Source organism: Peptoniphilus sp. DNF00840, assembly GCF_001553125.1.
Classification (GTDB): domain Bacteria; phylum Bacillota; class Clostridia; order Tissierellales; family Peptoniphilaceae; genus Peptoniphilus_A; species Peptoniphilus_A vaginalis.
The window spans coordinates 21,867-43,773 of sequence record NZ_KQ960194.1 but is presented as its reverse complement, the minus strand read 5'-3'; the positions used below and the strand labels follow the sequence as shown (position 1 = coordinate 43,773).

Sequence of the window (21,907 nt, the reverse complement as noted above, 5' to 3'; positions counted from 1 at the left end):
TCAACCCATTAATTTTAAAGCTTCTCTTATTCTCTCAGAAATATCAAGTGAAGGATCTACTTTGTCTAGTGCATTTTTAGCATCATATACATTATAACCCAAGGAAATTAGAGCCTCAACTGCTGAATCATCCTTTTCCTCGATAATTTCTACTTCATCAGTCATAGAAGTCAAGTCTAAGTCTAACTTTTCAACCTTGTCCTTTAATTCAAGGATTATCCTCTGAGCAGTTTTTTTACCAACGCCTGGTAATTTTGTAAGAGATTTTTCATCCTTTGATACAATGTATTTTGCAATGTTAATTACATCATCGCCATCAAGAATTCCCATTGCTAGCTTAGGTCCAATTCCCGTAACACTTGTAAGAAGATCGAAGGCATCTCTTGTTTCTATATGGCTAAATCCATATAAAATTGCTGCATCCTCTCTTAAAACCAGCCTGATGTTAATGAAAACTTCCTCTTTTTCATAAAAAGTATGAAGCTCCCTTTCTACCATATTTACAATATAGCCTATTCCATTGGATTCAAGTACTAGGTACCCCCTATCAGTAGAGTGAACTCTTCCCTTTAAAAATTCTATCATTATATCATCCTAAAACTTTCTTTAAACTTAATTGAGCTTCCATGAGTTATTGCAACTGCCAAGGCATCTGCAACATCATCTGGTTTTGGAACTTTCTCTAAGTTTAAAATAATCTTTACCATCTCTTGAACTTGATTTTTTGTAGCTCTTCCATAACCAACTATGGCTTGTTTTACTTGAAGAGGAGTGTATTCGTAGAGTCCTGCTCCAGATTCTTTGGCAGCTAAGACTTCAACTCCACGAGCTTGAGCAACTGTTATTGCTGTCTTTACATTCTTGTTAAAAAAAAGTTCTTCGAAGGCTATGTCATCGGGTTTATACCTTTCTATAAGATCATTCATATCTTGGTATATTGCATTTAGCCTTTCTGGAAGTGGAACTTTTGCCTCTGTTGTTATTGCTCCGTAATCCAAAACTTTATAAGAATTCCCTTTGAGTTCTATAAATCCATACCCAACAATAGCTATCCCTGGGTCAATCCCCAAAATTACCAATTTATCACCACTTTAAAAAGGATAGTATAAAACTATCCTTACTTGTATCTCTTTAAAACTCTGTCGTTAACTCCATCCCAAAAAGCATTTCTAAAAACTCTGAAACAATCTATGTATAGAAATTTAGAAATCTTGTTATTTAAAATTTCAATTTCAGAATCAGTTAAGTAGGAGTCAACTTCTTTAATTTCAACGTCGTCATCTTGACTTCTAAAAATAAGCTGCAAGTCTAGGTGGTCGTTTATACTTTGGATCTTACTATTGAGAAGTCTTTTTCTAACATCAGTAAGAGTGTTTTTTATAAAAATCCTTATTTGCCTATCTTTTCTTATTTCCTTGAAAACTAACTTCTTAAAAGATAAAACTTCCTCGTTCTTAAATTCATATTGAAAAAGTTTCTTTCTATTGTAAAGTTCATCTATAGTAAGGTGCTTCAAGGTTATTATCTCAAGCATATTAATGTGCTTTTTTGAGTTAAAGCCGAGCCTATATCCCTCTAAGTATAAATATAGTTCAAGCCTATTTATATCATCATGAATAAGATTGGAGAGGTTTCTCGATATAAGTTCAATTCCCTCTTTTTGCCTATAAACCTTTACAATATCCTTTCTCAAATTCTCAAGAGTAACATATCTTGGATAAATATTTTCAATAGACTCGTAAACATTATAAAGATTCAGTAAAATATTTATGCTATCCAAGTCGCCCTTGTACAAGAAGTTTGCGATTAGGTATTTTTTTATATCTTTAAAGGCAAGCCTTTTATAAGGTGTCTGATTTAATTTTTCAGCCAAATCCATAAAAAAATCCTCCGTTAGTTCGTATAAAATAATTATACTATAAGTCACGGAGGATTTAAAATCCAAATTGTAAATGTAATGTAATTATAATAATTTAATTTTGTTTTCTTTACAGAAGTCTAAACTCTTTTCATCCCAAACGCCTACTTGAACTTCACCAATGTGTTGTTTTTCTAAGAAGAACATACAAATTCTTGATTGACCAATACCTCCACCTACAGTGTAAGGTAGATCTGCATTCATAATATTTTGGTGATAAGGAAGTTTAAACCTTTCAGTTGTATTTGTAAGTTCGCATTGGCTCTTTAGAGATTCTTCGTCAACACGAATACCCATACTTGAAACTTCAAGAGAGTTATCTAGGACTTCATCCCAGAACAAGATGTCCCCATTTAGGTTCCAATCATCATAGTCAGGTGATCTAAGATCGTGGGGCTTGCCAGACTTTAGTTCATGACCAATTCCCATGATGAAGACTGCTCCCTTTTCCTTACAAATTAATTTTTCTCTTTCCTTAGGAGTTTTTCCTGGATACTTATCTTCTAATTCTTGGGAAGTTATAAAGAAGATTTCTTCTGGAAGTTTCTTTGAAAGAATGTAAGGATAAGTTTGATTAATATATTCTTCAGTTCTTTTAAATACAGAATAAATTTCTCTTACAATTAAGAAAAGATACTCCTTATTTCTATCAGACTTATTTATAATTTTTTCCCAGTCCCATTGGTCTACATAGGAAGAGTGAATTTCATCAAGCTCTTCTTCTGCCCTAATGGCATTCATATCAGCGTAGATTCCTTCATACATATTAAATCCGTAATCCTTAAGGGCATTTCTCTTCCACTTAGCAAGAGATTGAACAATTTCAACATTGATTCCATAATGTCTAAGATCAAAGTCTACAGCTTTTTCTCCATTTAAGTTGTCGTTAAGCCCTGTTTCAGGTCTTACAAATAGAGGGGCAGAAACTCTTTGTAAGTTTAGAGTGTTTGCTAAATCTCTTTGAAAGTAATCCTTAACTGACTTGATTGCTATCTGTGTCTCTCTAAGATCTAATTTTGTAGCACTAGAGTTGTTCCTCATTTTTTTCCTCCCTAATTATAAAAATCTTTCACCCACAATAAGCGAAAGATTTCTTTTAAATATATTGTATATCAAAATCTCCTTGAAATTGGAGACTTGATTCAATAACTAAAATAGAAATATTTGTACAAAGATTTAAAGCAAAATTTAAATCATTGTCAAAAGAATGATCTGACCCCTTGTATTGGTCTATAACATCTATTAAATACTTCATAACTCTTTCTTCAAGTTTCATATCAGAATCTTCTAAAAAATTAATATCATCAACACTGATTACTGAAGAAAAATCTTTTTCTAGGTATTTATTCTCCCTTGCATAAAGGGCTAAGTCTTGTTCGTACTTAACGTGTTTTCTCAAATTTTCTACGAAAGTCATTCTGTAAGCATGAGGATAGCAAACAAAATCACATAGATAGTGCATTATTATGCCAAGTCTCTTGCTCACATAGTTAATTAATAATTTGCTTTCATTTCCTTCTGAATAAGAGAATCTTGAAAAGAAAATTAATTTAGTAATTTCCTTTGCTATATATTCTCCAGATTCGTCGAAATAATGTCTCTTCAACTTGTAATAAGGAAGGACATCTGGGGCAACTGATCCCCAAAGCACTTTTCCCAAATTTAAATTGACATTGTATTTGTCTTTTATTCTATCGTGGACAATCCTTGCCACGATTTTATGTGTATCTGGTAAAATTTTTAAACACATCCTAAATAAAAATTTTCATCATCTTTACAAAAAGATTTTATACTTTTATAGCAAAATTGTCAATTTTTAGTTTGTCTTGTCTAGTTCCTTTGATATTACGTCCCAAATATTTGAAGTTTCAAAGCCAAGTCTCCAGCTTCCAACGCCTGCTAGATTATATTTGTTAACAAGGGATACCTTCTTTTCAAGTGAATTTGCATCTTCAATCCAAATTTTATAGTTAGCATTGTTTTCTTGATACTCAACATAATTTTGTTGTGACTCTTTATCCCAAACTGGTTTCAAGCCTTTGGCTGCGATTATTCTAGCAACTTCATCCATAGAAATTGTCTTAGAAGTTACCTTGCCACCAGCTTCCTTCCACATTCTAGTGTAAAGAGGGACTCCAAGAATCATTTTTTTATTTGGAATGCTTCTAAATAATACATTGACTGATCCTTCTACCCACTTGTATTGGGCAACAGATCCAGCCTTATCAGAAGATCCCCAGTGTTGGTCGTAGGCCATTACTACCATATAGTCAGCAATATCAGCAAGAGCCTTTCTATCATAAGGTTCCTTTGTAACTTCAGCTGAAATTTGTGGTGTAACATCAACAGATATAATAAAGTCATCACCTGCAGCTTGTCTGAACTCTCTTACAAAGTCTGTTATATAATCTCTATCATCTACCCTTGTATGTTCAAAGTCAATATTTATTCCCTTCATTCCATACTTTTTACAAAGTTCTAAGGTTTTATTTATAACCTTCTTACGAGTGTTTTCATTTGATAGGGCCTCATGAGTTACATTTGGATCAAAGGAGTTGTCAAGATATGCCCAGACATCTATTCCTAAGTCCTTGTATTTTTTAATATAATTTTGATTTCCCCTGTCAATCATATCCCCATTTCCATTCCTAATGGAGAACCAAGTTGGTATTATAACATCAAGTCCCTTAATGTCTTTTATTTGGTTAATCTTGTCTTCAGAATGTTCTGCATAAGTGTAGTCCCAAGTTAAGTTTATTGGATCAGCAAATGTATTTTTTGAAGTTGACTTAAAAGAAACTTTCTCAAAGTTTTCATCTAGGTCCTTCTTTAAAACATAACCAGCATATCCTTCAGGCATCCTAACCTTGCAGAACTTACCCTTTTCTTCATAGACATATAGTTCCTCTCCCTTAGGTAGCTTTTTAATAATTGGGCTCCTCTTAGAATCAGATTCTCTTAATAGAGTTTCAGATGTAGTTTTTGTTAAATCATATTCCTTATCCCTGTAGTCAAGAAGGAGCAGTCTAATGTCCTTGTTGTATCTTAACCTAACATCATAGTCATAGATAAAGGCTTCAATTGGAAGCATAATCTTTCCATTTTTTTCAATAACAGGAGCACGCAAATCAATTGTCCCGCTGTTGAACTTTGCTTTGTATTCATTTAATTTTAAAATTTTATTAGCATGATCGTTGTTGATTTTAACTTCTCCAGTTGACTTATCATATTCTATACCCTTATCGAGGTATTCTTTTATGTAGTCAAGGGAAAGATAAATCATTCCATCTTCAATGCAAAAATCGTCCTTATCAATGTCCTTGTCTTCTGTCAAAAAATTAAACTTATCGTACTTAGTTGAAATTTTGCTAGTTCCTCTATTTTCAACAAATAAAAATGCACCAGCTGCTAGGACAATAATTAATAAGAGTCCCACAAAAAGTTTTTTCAAATTTATCACCCTTTTTTAATTTATTTGCTCAAAATAAAAGATACTAAAAATAGGACTTAAAGTCCCATTCTCAGTAGTTTGTTTTTTCTCTAACTTTTGCAGCCTTACCTTGTCTATCTCTAAGATAGTAAAGTTTAGCACGTCTAACTCTACCCTTTCTTGTAATAACAAGATCAGCAATTCTTGGTGAGTTAAGTAGGAAAGTTCTTTCAACTCCAATACCGTAAGAAATTCTTCTTACTGTGAAAGTCTTTCTAGCGCCCTTTCCTTGAATTTTTAAAACAGTACCATCGAATACTTGGATTCTTTGTCTTTCGCCTTCGATAATTCTGTAGTGAACGCTAACTGTATCTCCAACATTAAATTTAGGTAAGTTTTCATTTATTTGTTCTGCTTCAATAGCTCTAATATAATCCATTGTCTTTACCTCCTTCCAGTAAATCTTTCAAAATATCTTTTTCTTCATCATTTAAAGTTTTATCTTTTAATAAGTCAGGCCTTTTCTGTAAAGTATTTTTTATAGACTCTCTGAGCCTATACTTCCTAATTTTTTCATGATCTCCACTTAAAAGAATATCAGGAACTTCAAGTCCTCTAAATTCTCTTGGCCTAGTGTATTGGGGATGTTCTAAAAGTCCATTGTAGTGTGATTCATCCTCAAAGGACTCCTCACTAGCAAGTACACCATCAAGTAGTCTTGACACGCCATCAATGATAACCATTGATGCCAACTCTCCACCAGTTAAAACATAATCACCAATGGAAATTTCTTCATCAACATAATTTTCAATGACCCTATTGTCAATACCTTCATAGTGACCGTTTAAAAGAATAATGTGTTCTTCATTTTTTAAGTCTTTTAGCTTATCCTGTGTAAGCACCTTGCCCTGTGGGGACATATAATAAACTTTAGATCTTTCTGTCTTTACAGATTCTATTGCCTCTACTATTGGTTTAATTTGCATTAGCATACCAGGTCCACCGCCATAGGGGTAATCATCGACTTGTAAATATTTGTTGATGGCAAAATCTCTAATATCTACAGTTTCTAATTCTAGCTTTCCTTGGCCAATAGATCTTCCAACAATAGAAAAATCTCTAATATTATTTATGAATTCGGGAAATAATGTTAAAACACTAATTTTCACAAAATCATTCCTTCTATTAACTTAATAGTTATTGTTGAATCTATTTTTTTTATAAATTCTTTTACTCCAGGCACCTGATAAGTTTCCTTGTCCTTGCCTTCTACGACAAAAATATCATTAGCAGGGTATTCCAATACTTCCTTTAAGACTCCAATGTAATTGCCATCAGTGTCATAAACTTCTTTTCCAATTAAATCAGAAACATAGTATTGGTCTTCCCTAAGTTCTAACCTGTCTTCATCCTTAATATAAAGCTTAGACCCTTTTAGGTTTAGAACATCGTTTATATTTTCATAACCTTCAAAGCTTAAATAGACAAAATCATTAACTCGAACTTTTTTAATAAAAAATTCTTTTAAATCTTCACCTACAAAGACGCTCTTAAGTTTAGAAAACCTCTTTTTGTCAAAGGTATAAGGATCAACTTTAAGTTCCCCCTTGATACCATGAGTATTAATAATTTTACCAATGCAAGTAATTGAATCTTTAATATTCTTCAATTTCCAAATTAACCTTTACATCTTCTTTTAGTGAAACAGCTTTTAAAATTGCTCTTATTGCCTTAGCAATTCTACCTTGTTTGCCAATAACTTTTCCCATTTCATTTGATGCAACTTTAAGAGTAATATCAATTGAATTATCATTCTTAGTCATTGCTACATCAACTGAAGAAGGATCGTCAACTAAAGATTTAGCAATATATTCAATTAATTCAACCATTTGGTCCTCCAAACATACTGTTATTCAGTAGCTTCTGATTCACTTGCTTCTGCTGTATTATTTGAGTTAGCACCAGCGCTGTACACTGAGTTTTCTCTGAAAAGTCTGTCAACTGTATCAGTAGGCTTTGCACCATTCTTAATCCAGTTGTTAGCTTTTTCTGCATCTACAACAACTTCCTTAGGAGTTGTAAGTGGGTTATAATAACCAATCTCCTCGATGAACTTTCCATCTCTAGGGCTTCTAGAGTCTGCTACAACTATTCTATAAAAGGGTTTTTTCTTAGCACCCATTCTTCTAAGTCTAATTTTAACTGCCAAATTATTCACCTCCACAAAAAAATTTATATATTAAAATATATAAGCTAACTTAAAAGGAAAAAGGTAATTTAAACTTTCTCTTTCCCATTGTCTTGGACATATTTCCAAATTGTTTCATCATCTTTCTCATGTCCTTAAACTGTTTAATAAGTTTGTTTACATCGGCTGGACTAGTTCCAGATCCCTTTGCTATTCTCTTCCTTCTGGAAGAATCTATAATTTCTGGCTTTTGTCTTTCCTTCTTAGTCATAGAAAGAATAATAGCCTCTACTTTTGCAAATTCATTATCAGGTAAGCTAATACCCTTTAGAGCCTTGCTGTTCATACCAGGAATCATTCCTATTATATCTTCAAGTGGCCCCATATTTTTCATTTGCTGCATTTGGTCTAGGAAATCTTCAAAAGTGAAAGTTGACTTCCTAAGCTTTTCTTCAAGTTCCTTTGCCTTCTTATCATCAACAGCTGATTGTGCCTTTTCGATTAAGGAGAGCACATCTCCCATTCCAAGTATTCTTGAAGCCATTCTATCTGGATGAAAGACTTCAATATTATCCATTTTTTCACCACTGGCGATGAACTTAATAGGAACATCTGTAACCGACCTAATTGATAAGGCAGCACCACCTCTGGCGTCACCATCAAGTTTAGTTAAGATAACACCTGTTAACTTTAACATGTCATCAAATGTGTCAGCAACATTTACTGCATCTTGACCTGTCATTGCATCGAGGACAAGAAGAACTTCAGATGGTTCAAGTGCCTCGTGAATATCTTGAAGCTCCTTCATAAGGGCTTCATCTATGTGAAGTCTACCTGCAGTATCTATGATGACTACGTCATTTCCATTTTTCTTGGCATGTTCAAGAGCTGCCTTGGAAATATCTACTGGAGAAATTTTATCTCCCATAGTAAATACTGGAGTATCGACAGACTCACCAACAACTTGAAGTTGTTTTATAGCTGCTGGCCTGTAAACGTCACAAGCAACTAAAAGAGGTCTTTTTCCATCTTTTTTTAATTTATTGGCAAGCTTACCACTTGTAGTAGTTTTACCTGCACCCTGAAGACCACACATCATTATAACTGTTGGTTTCTTTGAGAAGTCAATTTTAACCTCGCTAGTCCCCATTAAACTTGTGAGTTCTTCATTAACAATTTTTATTACTTGCTGGCCGGGAGTTAGGGATTCTAAAACTTCTTTTCCCAAAGCCCTTTCCTTTACTGTCTTTACAAAGTCTTTTACAACTCTGAAGTTTACGTCAGCTTCAAGAAGTGCAAGTTTTACCTCACGCATTGCCGCGTCAATATCTTTTTCAGATAATTTGCCTTTACCTCTTAAGTTATGCAAAGTATTTTGCAATTTATCGGATAAACTTTCGAATACCAAAAATCCACCTCCTAGTCAAAAAGTATTTCTCTAAGCTCTTTAATTTTTAAATTATTATTTTGACTTAGACTTTCTTTTTCTATACTTTCTAAAATGCTTTCTATTTTTTCATTTTTTATTTGTTTCTTAGCTTCTTCTTTTTTTGCATTTTTGATTAACTCAAGTTTTGCTTCAAAATCTTCTAAGTTATTCTCCGCTCTCTTTAAGTTATCGAATACTGCTTGCTTAGATATATTAAGTTCAGATGAAATCTCGTTGATTGTGCAATCATAAACATAATACATTAGGGCAGCCTTCATCTGCTTTTCAGTAAGAAGCTTTCCGTAGAAATCAAGTAAACTGTTCATCCTGAAAAATTTCTCATTCATTATATCACCATTTTTCTCATAAGGTCAACCTCTTTACTTGACCTATCTAATTCTAACTAATTGCCTACTTAATGTCAACATTAATTTTAAAGTTTTTTAATTTTTTATGAATTTTTTGCCGTCGCCACTCTCTTCAATAAACTTTTAACGGAAATAGTTTGACAACTTATTAAATTTTTATTATGTAGCAAAATAATATGACTCCACAAAACTTTATAACTTATTAATTTTCTATTAAGTCATAAAAATTTCTTGCTTTGTAATTTTCTATAAAGCCATAAATTTTTATTACTTTATAATTTCTTGCAGCTTTGTTAGTTTTTATAACTTAATGAAATTTTATTTTTCAATTTTTCTAACTAGATTTAAAATTATTTTCCACAATAGGGCTTTCTATAATTTTTTGTGGACTTCACTTAAAAGTTAGTATTAAAAAAGTAGGTCCTAAGACCTACTAAATAATTTTATAAATTTTAACCAAAAATTGTTTCTAAGAAGCTATCAATGTTAAAGTCTTGAAGGTCATCAATGCCTTCCCCAACTCCAATAAGCTTAATAGGGATTCCAAGTTCTGATTGAAGGGCAACAACAACGCCACCCTTTGCTGTACCATCAAGCTTTGTTAGTGCAATTCCTGTTATGTCAGTTGCTTCTCTAAAAGTCTTAGCTTGGTTAATTGCATTTTGACCTGTTGTTGAATCAAGTACCAACAAGTTTTCTCGATTTGCTTCTGGGAACTTGTTGGAAATAATCCTATTAATTTTTTCAAGTTCCTTCATTAGATTAGACTTGTTGTGAAGTCTTCCTGCTGTGTCAACTATTAGGACGTCAGTTTTTCTAGCCTTTGCTGCTTCAATTGCATCGAAAACAACTGCTGCAGGATCTGACCCTTCAGCGTGACTAATTATATCAACATGGGCCCTGTTGCCCCATTCTTTTAATTGGTCAATGGCTGCTGCCCTAAAGGTATCTGCTGCACAAACAAGAACAGACTTGCTTTCTCTTTTAAATCTTGAAGAAAGCTTACCAATAGTTGTTGTCTTACCAACTCCATTTACTCCAACTACTAAAATAATCACTGGCGGATCTGTCTTAATTGGAGTGTTTAACTCTGGATTCATAAGTTTTTTTGCTTCTTCCATTAAAAGAGGCTTAACTTCTTTTGGGTCGTTAATCTTTTCCCTAATTATTGTTTCACGCAAGTTGTCAATTAGCTTCATTGTGGTTTCCATTCCAATATCTGCTGATATTAAAATATCTTCTAGGTCTTCAAGCATCTCATCGTCAATCTTGACATAGGCACCTAAGACAGTGTTGATTTTAATTCCAACTTCTTTTCTAGTCTTGTCTAGACCTTCCTTTAGTCTTTGGAAGAGAGAAACTTTTTTTGGCTCTTCTACTATCTCTTCAACTTCTTCTACTTCTTCACTGTCATTAGCTTCCTTGGTTTCTTCTACTTCAGAAAGATTTCCTTCTTCCGAAGCTTCTTCAAGTTCTTCCCTAATTTTTTCTCTTTCTTTTTGAACTTCTTCTGCTTGGATTTCTTCCTTTTTATCTAAAGCTTCTTCAACAACTTCCTTGTCTATAGAAGCTACCTTTGCGTCTTCTATTTTTTCTGAATTGTCAATATCTTCATCAGAAAGTTTGCCTTCCTCTGAAGCTTCTTCTAACTTTTCTTCTATTTCTTCTAACTCCTGAGCTTCTTCTTCCCTAATCTCTTCATTAGTTAAAATAATTTCTTCATCAGCATCTTCCTTGGGTGCAACTTCTTCAGAAAGCTTCTCTTCAATTAAGTCTTCCTTAATCTCTTTGTCATCTTTTTTCTTAAATTTATCCTTAAACCAATTAAACATATCTATCTCCTAATCCTTTAATTTTACAGAGAACAATTTACTAATTCCCTTCTCTTCCATTGTAACACCATACATAGTCTTTGCAATCTCCATTGTCAGCTTCCTGTGGGTTATGATTATAAACTGAATTCCTTTAAGAGTTAAAAGGTAATCAGCATACCTCTTGATATTTGCATCGTCAAGGGCTGCATCAATTTCATCTAGGATACAAAAAGATGCTGGCCTATACTTTAATAGAGCGAACAAGAGAGCTACTGCAGTAAGGGACCTTTCCCCACCAGATAATAATGAAAGAGATTGTAATTTCTTACCTGGAGGCGAAGCCTTAATCTCAATTCCCGATTCTAAGACATCTCCCTCTACACTTATCTCTGCACGACCGCCATTAAATAAAATTTTGAAAATTTCTGTAAAGTTTCCAGAAATTTCTTCCATAGCTTCGTTAAATAATTTTTTCATTTCATGGTCCAGCTTGCTTAGAATAGATTTTATTTCTTCTTTAGAATTAATTAAATCATCCCTTTGTGAAGTGTAAAAATCGCATCTCTCTTTTACAAGTTTGTACTCTTCAATAGAAGAAATATTTACTTCTCCATAGTCGCGAACTTTTTTCTTTAATCTTCTAAGAGTTCCCTCTTTTAAGTCCTTGAGGTTATCGTCAATAAAGTCATGATAATCTAAGATGTCGTAGTCTTCCTTTAACCTATCTACTTCACTAGAAATTTTATTTCTATTCATTTCAATTTTAAGTTCAGTTTTTTCTATTTCAGAACTTATTATTAGGAATTTCTCCTTAAGGTTGGAAAGCTCTTCTCTCTTGTCTAAGTAAGTTTTATTTTTCTCATCTAAGTCCTTCTTAACTTCTTCTAATTTGAGATTTAAGTTATCTATAAATTCCCTAATTTCTTCAAGAGATTTTTTATTTTCTTCATTAGATTTTGCCTTTGCTTCAATATTAGCTTGAGACTCTTCTAATATTTTCTTATTATTATCAAGTTTTTCATCAGTCGCAGAAATTTCAGACTTTATTCTTTCAATTTCCCTGGACTTGTAGAGTATTTTTTCTCTATTTTCTCTTTCAAGTAGTTGAATTTCTATTTTTTCATTTTTTAGCCCTTCAATTTCTTTTGAAAGTTCGTCTAGCCTATCTCCACTGTCAACTTCAGCTAAGAGTTCTTCAAGCAACTTATTCTTGCTTTCAATTTGAAGCTTGTTGTCCTCTAAACTATTTAAGTCTGCTTTAATATTTTCTTCAAGCTCATCTCTTTCTCTTAGATACTTGTTTAAGTACTGGGAGTTAAGATCATTGTCATTTTTATTTTTGTAAATATTTGACTCAATTTCATTAATCTTGAGACTTATAGAATTTCTTTTTTCCATATAGGAACCTGCAAAATCATTGAGGTCTAAAATTTTTTCTTCAACTTCCTTCTTTTCTGCTTCAAGTTTTTTAAGTTGGCTTTGAACTCCCTTAAACTTATTTTGAAAATCAGTAATTTCATTTTTACGCAAGATAAATGAGCTGTTGTAGTTGTTAAGTGACCCACCTGTTATGGCTCCCGATGGATTAAAGACCTCACCCTTTAGAGTTACAACCTTAAGCTTATGTTTTTTTGAAATCCTAGAGGCATTTTTAAAATTGTCAGCTATTATAACTCTTCCAAGCAAATTATAAAAAATTCCCTTAAATACTTCATCAAACTTTATTAAGTCACAAGCTATGCCAACCATACCTTCTTCTTTGGAGTTAATGCTCACTCTGCTTCCAGAGACCCTATCTAGTGGAAGAAAAGTCGCCCTACCCATTTTATTTTTCTCCAAGATTTTTAACATCTCTGAGGTATCCTTAGTAGAGGATACAATAATGTTTTGGGACATTGACCCAAGTGCAACAGAAATTGCTCTTTCGAAATCTTTTTCCACATAAAATTTTTCTGCAACTGGACCATAAAGTGAATCCTTGAAAATATTGTTTTTTGAAGAAAAATTCATAAAGGATTTAACAGTCCTGTTGTAGCCTTCATAGTTTGATTCCATATTTTCAAGAATCTTTAACCTTGCAAGGATTTCATTTCCTTTATTTTTTCTTTCTATTAAATCAGATTCAAGCTTTTTATTTTCATCGTCAAGTCTCAAAAGATCTTCTTTGGTCTTTTCAAAGTCTTGGTCATCACTTTCTAGTTTTTCCTTTAAATTTTTTAATTCTAAAGTATCCCTATCAATAATTTTTTCAAATTCAGTTTGATTTTCTCTAAGATTTTCTATGGACTTATCAAGATTAGACTTCCTGTTGTTTTTTTCTTCTATTATATCTTCAAGGGTTTCGCTCTTGAATTTTATATTTTCTATTTCATTTTTTAGCTTATTTTTATTTTCAAAATTTAAGTTGCCAAGATCTTCTAGGTTCTTAAAGTCGGCTTCTAATTTTTTTATTAAGTCTTCTTTTGTATTTAGTTTTTCAAGAATTCCTTCTTTAGAGGAATTTAATACTTCCCTGTCTTTTTCAATTTCACCTATTAATTCTCTTGACTTTAGCAATTCTTTATCTAGGCTTTCATTTTCAAAGCCAATTCTTTCAATATCCCTTTTTAGAGAATTTATTTTTTCCTCATCTAGGTTTATTTCTAAATTTAACTTATCAAAGTCTTCCTTGTAACTACTTAATTTTTCACTAGAAGTCTCACTTTCTTCCTTAAGACCTTCAAGCTTTTCTTGAATTTCTTCCAGATTTTTGGATAAATCCTCCCTATTGTTTATGATTTGATCAGAATCTGACTTTAAAACTTCAAGTTCCTTGACCTTGTCGAGTAAGTCCTCTTCACGTTTTTTCATATCCTTGCAAGAAAAATTTATGTCGTAAATTTTTAATTCTTCATAATCTTTTAAATAGGACTCAGCTTTTTCTGCTTGAGTTTTTAAGTTTTGTTCCTGAACTTCTATTTCTGAAAGAATATCTTCAATCCTAATGAGGTTCTCCTCTGTCTTTAAAAGTTTATTCTTAGATTGAATTTTCTTATACTTGTACTTTGAAATTCCTGCAGCCTCTTCAAAGATATTTCTCCTGTCTTCAGGTTTAGAACTAAGGACAGACTCAATCTTTCCTTGACCTATAACAGAGTAGCCGTCCTTACCAATTCCTGTATCCATAAAGAGTTCTTTAATGTCTTTAAGCCTGCATTTCTTGTTGTTAATTAAGAATTCACTTTCAAGGGACCTATACATCCTCCTAGTTACAGAAACTTCATTATAATCCACATTAAGGGACTTATCTGAGTTGTCAAATACAATAGTTACCTCAGCCATGCCTAGGGGCTTTTTGGAGTCAGTTCCAGAAAAAATTACATCCTCCATCTTACTTCCACGAAGGTTTTTGGCAGAAGATTCCCCCAATACCCAGGTTATTGCATCTGTAATATTACTTTTTCCACTTCCATTGGGTCCGACAATTGCCGTAGTGGTTTCATCTAATTCAATTTTTGTTCTATTTGCAAAGGACTTAAAGCCCTGCATAGTAACGGATTTTAAAAACATTTGCTCACCTGTAGTAATTTCTCACATCAATAACTTCGTCTTTCTTTGACAAAATTTCCACTTCAAAATCAGATAAATTTTTTTGTCTAAGATTTATTTTTTTTATTCCAAGTTTTTTTATAATTTCCTTCTTGTTCCCTGACCCTTGTCCACTAATGTTAGAAATATTTTTTCCTTGGGCAAGTAGTGTAATTTCATCAGCAAGATTATTCGAATCCATAAAATAATTTATAAGTGCATTTTTAAAATAAAAAGATTCTACCAATTGCCTATAAGCTGGATGAAAGGCACCTGCCACAATATCTCCACCATAGTTTATGTTGTCTGTTGGCTGAAGACCAACCCTTATTACATTAATATTATTTTTATAATAAATATTTAGAATATCAGCCACATATTTTATTGAATCTCCTAATTCAAGGGACTTGTATGATCCCTTTTCAAGATTTTTACAAAGGGCTGTCTCTTTTATAACAAGTGTTGGATATATCCTCACACAATAGGGCTTTAATTTTACGAATTCCCCTGCAGTATAAAGAGATTTTTCTAAAGTATCCCCTGGTAATCCCACCATTTGTTGGAGACCTAACTTAAATCCATAAGACTTGATTAGATGGGCAGCTTCATATACGCAAGATGCATCATGTCCCCTGTTAGATAACTTTAAAACTTTAGGATCAAGACTTTGAACCCCAAGTTCAATTATATCTACTCCATAACTTTTTAAGTTTTCTAAAATTTCATCATCTATAGCATCTGGTCTTGTTGAAAGTCTTATATACTTAACTAGGTCTTTTTCCTTATATGAATGAGCCACCTTTAAAAATCCAACTTGTTCTTCAAGTGGGATAGCAGTGAAGCTTCCACCATAAAAGGCAACTTCAACATTATCCTTCCTCTTAAAATAAGAAAGATATTCCAAAATAGTATCTTCAACATCACTATTTGAAATATCTGTAGACATACCTGTAATTTTTCTCTGGTTACAAAAAACGCAATCATTGGGGCAACCGTAGTGAGGAATGAAAATAGGTATAATATTTCTCTTAGACATTCCTTTTCCTTTCTAGAGCTTCCCTTGCAGCTTCCTGTTGAGATTCCTTCTTAGTCTTGCCAGATCCTCTACCAGACAAAACTTCATCTAAGTATAATTCTGTAAAGAAAGTTTTGTCATTATCAGGTCCCTCTTCTTTTACAAGTTTATACTCAGCTTTTTGACCAGACCTTTGGACCTCTTCTTGCAGCATAGTTTTGAAGTCAATGTTAAAGAGCTTATATCCATCTTCTTTTAAGAATTCATCAAATAAATTCAAGATTATTTTCTTTGCATTATTAAAGTTTGAATCCAGGAAAATAGCCCCAATTAGAGCCTCCAAAGCATCAGCAGAGGTTGACTCCCTCTTGTTGCCGCCATTTTTCTTTTCCCCTTTGCCAAATCTTATAAAGTCTCCCAGTTCCAGATCCTTTGAAATGAAAAATAAGACCTTCTCATTAACAGACTCTGCCCTCATCTTAGTTAAGGACCCTTCTAGGTCTCTTGGAAAGCTTTTATAAAAATACTCTCCAATAACTAGACCGAGAACAGCGTCTCCAAGAAATTCAAGTCTTTCATTGCTTTCATATTGTTTCATTTTGTTTTCATTTACAAAAGATGAATGAGTTAGGGCGGTTTCTAAAAGACCTTTATCCTTAAAATTATAATTTAATTTTTTTTCAAGATTTTTTAAGTTGGAAAAGGTCATGTAATTATTGTTCCAAATCTTCTACGTATTCTATTACATCGCCAATAGTCTTTAACTTTTCAAGATCTTCTTCAGAAACTTCTGTCTCAAATTCTTCTTCTATAGTCATTACAAGTTCTACAAGTTCAATAGAATCAGCGTTTAAGTCATCTTGAAAGTTCATATCTTCTGTAAGATCATCTTGATCAATGTTAAATTGTTCAGCAATAATTTGTAAAATTCTATCCTTCATTATTTTTCCACCTTATCTTTTATTTTTTCTACAATATTAGATTCCGCTATATCTATGGCGTACTTAGCAGCATTTTTTATAGCTCTAGCATCAGAATTTCCGTGGGCCTTAATAATATTTCCATCAATTCCCAATAGAATTGTACCCCCAACTTCTTTAGCATCTAAGTTTTTAAGCTTCTTCATCAAAAATTCAGTAAAAGCCTTTTTACTTTTGTCATCTAGATCTGAAGTTGCAATTCCGTGAAATATACTTTTTGTTGTAAATTCTACAAGACCTTCAATAGATTTAAGAAGAACATTTCCATCAAATCCATCACAAACTAGTAGGTCTACATCATTGTCCATAATATCTCTAGCTTCCACATTACCTACAAAGTTTAAATCAGATTCTTTTAATTTTTGGTAGGCACCTTTATAAAGAGTATTGCCCTTGCCTTCTTCTGCACCCACATTTAAAAGTCCAATTTTTGGATTTTCTATCTTATAGTATTCTCGTAAAAAGACATCGCCTAGAATTGCAAATTCTTCTAAGAGTTCTGGGCTTGTGTCCATGTTGGCACCTGAATCTATAACAAGTGTATTTGACTTAAGACCTGGGATCAGAGTTGGAAGAACTCCCCTCTTGATTCCCTGTATCCTACCTACAATAAAGATTCCACCGCCTAATAAAGCACCAGTACTTCCTGCAGAAATAAATGCATCAGCCTTCTTTTCTTTTAATAGGGTCAAGGCCTTTACAATAGAAGAATCTTTCTTTTTTCTTAAAGCAAAAACAGGTTCTTCATTATTTTCTATATTTTCACTTGCATCCACTATTTCAACTTTATCTTTATTATAATCTAAACCTTGAAGATTTTCTTTTATAAAGTCTTCTCTTCCCACAAGGATGACTTCATTATTGAATTCGTTGGAAGCATCAATAGCTCCCTTAAGGATTTCAAGCTTGTTGTCGCCACCATTTATATCAAATATTAATTTCATTTCGACCTCCATTAATAAACTTAATATTATATTAAATGACTAAAAAAATCAATCTTTTGCCATTATTTAATAAGATTTCTTAACTTATATCGAAACAAGCAAAATTATAATTCAGCTGTATGATGAATATTACTTTTTTTTCTAATTATGCTAATTTTAATTTCTTAAAAAGAAATTCATTTCTATTCAAGTACCTATTATATTAAGTTAACTTTCTTAGAATCTAAATACAAGTAAGCCATCAAAGTTAAAATTTTATTTTCTACAAGCTAATAAAAAATTACTAAGTAGGATTTTTTTACAACTTAATAAACATTCACGACTTTTTAAAAATTCACAACTTTATAAAAATTCATGACTTTATAAAAATTCATCACTTTATAAAAATTCATCACTTTATAAAATTTCATAGTTCAGCATTAATCTACAAGATCTTCATGGTTTACTAATTAATAAGAAAATATTAACTTGATAAGTTTCATAAACAAATTACTTATTACTTCACATAAATTTATAACTAATCGATTCCAAAAAACAATAATTTAAATACCATCAAGCTGCAATAAGAAAAATGAAGTCATATAAAATATAAAAGGCAATAAAAAAACTCGCTCAAGTTTCCTCAAGCGAGTTAAATTTATTTATTTAGAAATTATATTATTTGGCAAAAATTATTCTTCACCTTCTGCTAGTGCAAGATAGCCTTCGTATCTTTCCTTAGCATTTTCTTCAGCAACTTCGTAAAGTTTTTCTGCTCTTTCAGGGAATAACTTCTTAAGAGATGTATATCTTACTTCTCCATCAAGGAAGTCTCTGAATGGTTTAGTTGGTTCTTTAGAGTCTAAGATGAATGGATTCTTTCCTTCTTCTTTAAGTTCAGGGTTGAATCTGTATAGGTGCCAGTAACCTGTTTCAACAGCTTTCTTTTCTTCTTCAATTGAGAAGCCCATACCTACTCTAATACCGTGGTTAATACATGGTGCGTAAGCAATGATTAATGATGGACCATTGTAAGCTTCAGCTTCTTTAATTGCCTTGTAAGCTTGGTTCTTGTCAGCACCAAGAGCAATTTGAGCTACATATACATAACCATAAGTTGTTGCCATTAGACCAAGGTCTTTCTTCTTAGTTAACTTACCAGCTGCTGCGAATTGTGCAATTGCTGCTGTTGGAGTTGACTTAGATGCTTGACCACCAGTGTTTGAATAAACTTCAGTATCAAGAACAAGGATGTTGATGTTTTCACCAGATGCTAGAACGTGGTCAACTCCACCGAATCCGATGTCGTAAGCCCAACCATCTCCACCGATGATCCATTGACTCTTCTTAATTAAGAATCTTTCAAGACCCTTAAGGTCATCAATGATTTCATCTGCCTTGTCGTTGCCGAATTTCTTATCAAGAACTTTTAGTACACTTGCACTTGCTGCCTTAGAAGTCTTGTAGTCATCCATTCCTTCAATCCAAGTCTTGAATGCTTCGTTTGCTTCTGCATCAAGGTTAAGTTCAATGAAGTCTTCCATAAGGTTTTTAATTCTATTTCTTGTTTGAGTTTGAGAAACAGCCATACCATATCCATATTCAGCGTTATCTTCGAATAGGGAGTTAGCCCATGATGGTCCATTTCCACAATCGTCAGTACAATATGGCATTGATGGTGCTGATCCACCCCAGATTGATGAACAACCTGTAGCATTAGCAATACTCATTCTATCTCCAAATAATTGTGTAACAAGTTTTACATAAGGAGTTTCTCCACAACCTGCACATGCTCCTGAGAATTCAAGATATGGAGTTTGGAATTGAGAGTTCTTGAAGTTGTTTGGTTCAATATTTTCTTGTTTTGATTTTATATTTTCAAATGCATATTCCCAGTTAGCTGCTTGAACATCTAATTCGTTTTCGAATGGTGACATAACAAGTGCTTTTTCTTTTGCTGGACATACTTGAGCACAGTTACCACAACCTGTACAATCTAGTGGAGAAACTTGCATTCTGTATTCATAATTTTCAAGTCCCTTACCTCTAGCCTTAACTGTTTCAAAGCTTTCTGGTGCATTAGCCTTTTCTTTTTCATCAGCTAGGAAAGGTCTAATTACTGCGTGAGGACAAACTAGTGAACATTGGTTACATTGGATACAGTTTTCACTCTTCCAGTGAGGAACTTTAACTGCAATACCTCTCTTTTCGTAACGGCTTGTTCCTGATGGGAATGTTCCGTCAACCATGTTGATGAAAGTTGATACAGGAAGATCGTTACCTTCTTGTCTGTTCATTGGGATTAGGATGTTGTTGATAAAATCAGGAGCTCCATTGATTTTGAAGTTCTTAGTTGTATCAGCATCTTTCCAAGAATCCTTAACTTCTACCTTGTGAAGAGCTCCAATACCTTGATCTACTGCAGCGTAGTTCATATTAACAATATCGTCACCCTTTGCACCGTAATCTTTTACGATAGCTTGTTTTAGAAGTTTAACAGCTTCATCTAGTGGAAGTACTTGAGAAAGGTTAAAGAATGCAGCTTGCATTACCATGTTAGTTCTTCCGCCAAGTCCAACTTCTGCAGCTATTTTAGTAGCGTTGATTGTGTAGAATTCAATTTCATTTTCAGCAATATATTTCTTCATATATCCTGGTAGGTGTTCGTCAAGTTCTTCGTCATTCCAAATAGTATTTAGTAGGAACTTTCCACCCTTCTTAAGTCCTCTTAATAGGTCATAAGAGTAAACGTAAGATTGTTTTGAACATGAAATAAAGTCAGTTTCTGTTAGTAGGTAAGTTGATGTAATTCTGTTGTGACCAAATCTTAAGTGAGACATTGTAACCCCACCAGATTTTTTAGAGTCATAGTCAAAGTAACCTTGTGCATACATGTCAGTGTTATCACCGATAATCTTAATAGCAGATTTGTTTGCACCTACAGTACCGTCAGATCCGAATCCCCAGAACTTACATCTAATAGTTCCTTCAGGTTCAGTTGTGATGTTTTCTTTAATTTCAAGTGATTTGTGAGTTACATCATCAACAATACCAATTGTGAAGTCGTTCTTAGGTTGGTCAGCTTTAAGGTTTTCGTAAACTGTTAGGATATCTGTTGGGTTAGTGTCCTTTGAACCTAGACCATAGATACCACCAACGATAAGTGGTTTTTTATCTGATTCGTAGAAAGCATCTCTAATGTCAAGATAAAGTGGTTGTCCAACTGCTCCCTTTTCCTTAGTTCTATCAAGAACTGCAATTCTTTCAACAGTTTCTGGAATTGCTCCCATTAAGTGCTTAATTGAGAAAGGTCTGTAAAGATGAACTTTAATAAGTCCTGTCTTTTGTCCTCTTGCGTTTAAGTAATCAACAACTTCTTCTATTGTTTCAGTTACTGATCCCATTGCTACAATAATATCAGTAGCATCTTTTGCACCGTAGTAGTTGAATAGGTTGTATTCTCTACCAGTTAATTTAGAAATGTCCTTCATATAACCTTCAGTGATATCAATGATATCAGTGTAATAGTGGTTTGAAGCTTCAATTTCTTGGAAGTAGATATCAGGGTTTTGTGCAGTACCTCTAATTTCAGGTTCATTTGGGTTAAGAGCTCTTTGTTTGAAAGCCTTAACTGCTTCTTTATCTACTAGTTTTGCTAAATCATCGTAATTAAGTACTTCAATTTTTTGAACTTCGTGAGATGTTCTAAAACCATCAAAGAAGTGAATGAAAGGTAAACTTCCCTTGATAGCAGCTAAGTGAGCAACCCCAGCTAAGTCCATTGCTTCTTGAACTGAACCTGATGCTAACATAGCAAATCCTGTAGCTCTTGCTGCCATAACATCTTGGTGATCTCCAAAGATTGAAAGCGCGTGTGATGCTAGTGCTCTAGCAGCAACGTGGAATACACCTGGAAGTAATTCCCCTGCTATCTTGTACATGTTAGGTAGCATAAGTAATAAACCTTGAGATGCTGTGTAAGTTGATGTTAGTGATCCAGCTTGTAGTGAACCGTGAACAGCTCCAGCAGCTCCTCCTTCAGATTGTAACTCCTTAACCAATACTTCTTGACCGAAGATGTTCTTTCTTCCGTGAGAAGCCCAAGCATCAATGTGCTCAGCCATTGGTGAAGAAGGTGTGATTGGGTAAATACAAGCAACGTCAGAGAACGCATAGGCTATGTGAGCGGCTGCTTCATTACCGTCCATTGTTTTAAATGTTTTAGACATATTTGCCTCCTAATTATTAATAATATAAATATTAACTAACCATACT

Annotated in this window: 20 protein-coding genes; all 20 read right to left on the bottom strand. The window is 33.2% G+C overall.

Annotation, left to right across the window (positions count from 1 at the left end; translation table 11 throughout):
* The 20 genes from ruvA to nifJ all read right to left on the bottom strand — a co-directional run bounded on the left by ruvA (position 1) and on the right by nifJ (position 21,861).
* Positions 1 to 585 (bottom strand): Holliday junction branch migration protein RuvA, encoded by a 585-nt coding sequence (gene ruvA, locus HMPREF1864_RS01670; protein ID WP_062571110.1) that lies wholly within the window; start codon positions 583 to 585, stop codon positions 1 to 3.
* The gene (gene ruvC, locus HMPREF1864_RS01665; protein ID WP_062571109.1) at positions 585 to 1,079 is read right to left on the bottom strand and encodes a crossover junction endodeoxyribonuclease RuvC; all 495 of its coding nucleotides are present in this window, start codon (positions 1,077 to 1,079) and stop codon (positions 585 to 587) included. The genes ruvA and ruvC overlap by 1 nt, the downstream gene beginning before the upstream one ends.
* Before the next feature lie 38 nt (positions 1,080 to 1,117).
* Positions 1,118 to 1,879, bottom strand: a complete 762-nt coding sequence (locus HMPREF1864_RS01660) for a hypothetical protein (RefSeq protein ID WP_062571108.1) — start codon at positions 1,877 to 1,879, stop codon at positions 1,118 to 1,120.
* Between the two features lie 84 nt (positions 1,880 to 1,963).
* Positions 1,964 to 2,959 carry an aspartate--ammonia ligase gene (gene asnA, locus HMPREF1864_RS01655; RefSeq protein WP_062571107.1) on the bottom strand — a complete coding sequence of 332 codons (996 nt, stop codon included), beginning with the start codon at positions 2,957 to 2,959 and terminating at the stop codon, positions 1,964 to 1,966.
* Positions 2,960 to 3,014: 55 nt separating this feature from the next.
* Positions 3,015 to 3,668 (bottom strand): zinc dependent phospholipase C family protein, encoded by a 654-nt coding sequence (locus HMPREF1864_RS01650; RefSeq protein ID WP_062571106.1) that lies wholly within the window; start codon positions 3,666 to 3,668, stop codon positions 3,015 to 3,017.
* 66 nt (positions 3,669 to 3,734) lie between these two features.
* Complete coding sequence (locus tag HMPREF1864_RS01645; protein ID WP_369817831.1) at positions 3,735 to 5,378, bottom strand: glycosyl hydrolase family 18 protein; 1,644 nt, start codon at positions 5,376 to 5,378, stop codon at positions 3,735 to 3,737.
* Between the two features lie 61 nt (positions 5,379 to 5,439).
* Positions 5,440 to 5,787, bottom strand: coding sequence for a 50S ribosomal protein L19 (gene rplS / locus HMPREF1864_RS01640; protein ID WP_062571104.1), 348 nt, complete (start codon positions 5,785 to 5,787; stop codon positions 5,440 to 5,442).
* The gene (trmD, locus tag HMPREF1864_RS01635) at positions 5,774 to 6,517 is read right to left on the bottom strand and encodes a tRNA (guanosine(37)-N1)-methyltransferase TrmD (protein ID WP_062571103.1); all 744 of its coding nucleotides are present in this window, start codon (positions 6,515 to 6,517) and stop codon (positions 5,774 to 5,776) included. The genes rplS and trmD overlap by 14 nt, the downstream gene beginning before the upstream one ends.
* Positions 6,514 to 7,017: a ribosome maturation factor RimM gene (gene rimM / locus HMPREF1864_RS01630; RefSeq protein ID WP_062571102.1), complete on the bottom strand. Its 504-nt coding sequence runs from the start codon at positions 7,015 to 7,017 to the stop codon at positions 6,514 to 6,516. The genes trmD and rimM overlap by 4 nt, the downstream gene beginning before the upstream one ends.
* On the bottom strand, positions 7,004 to 7,237 hold the full coding sequence (locus HMPREF1864_RS01625) for a KH domain-containing protein (RefSeq protein ID WP_062571101.1): 234 nt from the start codon (positions 7,235 to 7,237) through the stop codon (positions 7,004 to 7,006). The genes rimM and HMPREF1864_RS01625 overlap by 14 nt, the downstream gene beginning before the upstream one ends.
* Positions 7,238 to 7,257: 20 nt before the next feature.
* Positions 7,258 to 7,557, bottom strand: coding sequence for a 30S ribosomal protein S16 (gene rpsP / locus HMPREF1864_RS01620; protein WP_005956761.1), 300 nt, complete (start codon positions 7,555 to 7,557; stop codon positions 7,258 to 7,260).
* Positions 7,558 to 7,606: 49 nt separating this feature from the next.
* On the bottom strand, positions 7,607 to 8,944 hold the full coding sequence (ffh, locus tag HMPREF1864_RS01615) for a signal recognition particle protein (RefSeq protein WP_062571100.1): 1,338 nt from the start codon (positions 8,942 to 8,944) through the stop codon (positions 7,607 to 7,609).
* A gap of 11 nt (positions 8,945 to 8,955) precedes the next feature.
* Positions 8,956 to 9,312 (bottom strand): YlxM family DNA-binding protein, encoded by a 357-nt coding sequence (ylxM, locus tag HMPREF1864_RS01610; protein ID WP_062571099.1) that lies wholly within the window; start codon positions 9,310 to 9,312, stop codon positions 8,956 to 8,958.
* A 473-nt stretch (positions 9,313 to 9,785) separates the two neighbouring features.
* Positions 9,786 to 11,165 (bottom strand): signal recognition particle-docking protein FtsY, encoded by a 1,380-nt coding sequence (ftsY, locus tag HMPREF1864_RS01605; protein ID WP_062571098.1) that lies wholly within the window; start codon positions 11,163 to 11,165, stop codon positions 9,786 to 9,788.
* A gap of 9 nt (positions 11,166 to 11,174) precedes the next feature.
* A complete protein-coding gene (gene smc / locus HMPREF1864_RS01600) occupies positions 11,175 to 14,696 on the bottom strand; it encodes a chromosome segregation protein SMC (protein WP_062571097.1) in 3,522 nt (1,173 codons plus the stop codon).
* Positions 14,697 to 14,700: 4 nt separating this feature from the next.
* Complete coding sequence (locus HMPREF1864_RS01595; RefSeq protein ID WP_062571096.1) at positions 14,701 to 15,750, bottom strand: elongator complex protein 3; 1,050 nt, start codon at positions 15,748 to 15,750, stop codon at positions 14,701 to 14,703.
* Positions 15,743 to 16,438, bottom strand: coding sequence for a ribonuclease III (gene rnc / locus HMPREF1864_RS01590; RefSeq protein ID WP_062571095.1), 696 nt, complete (start codon positions 16,436 to 16,438; stop codon positions 15,743 to 15,745). Before rnc ends, HMPREF1864_RS01595 begins: the two co-directional genes overlap by 8 nt.
* A 4-nt stretch (positions 16,439 to 16,442) precedes the next feature.
* Positions 16,443 to 16,670 (bottom strand): acyl carrier protein, encoded by a 228-nt coding sequence (gene acpP / locus HMPREF1864_RS01585; protein WP_062571094.1) that lies wholly within the window; start codon positions 16,668 to 16,670, stop codon positions 16,443 to 16,445.
* Complete coding sequence (plsX, locus tag HMPREF1864_RS01580) at positions 16,670 to 17,653, bottom strand: phosphate acyltransferase PlsX (RefSeq protein WP_062571093.1); 984 nt, start codon at positions 17,651 to 17,653, stop codon at positions 16,670 to 16,672. The genes acpP and plsX overlap by 1 nt, the downstream gene beginning before the upstream one ends.
* 671 nt (positions 17,654 to 18,324) lie before the next feature.
* Complete coding sequence (nifJ, locus tag HMPREF1864_RS01575; protein WP_062571092.1) at positions 18,325 to 21,861, bottom strand: pyruvate:ferredoxin (flavodoxin) oxidoreductase; 3,537 nt, start codon at positions 21,859 to 21,861, stop codon at positions 18,325 to 18,327.
* Positions 21,862 to 21,907: the final 46 nt, after the last annotated feature.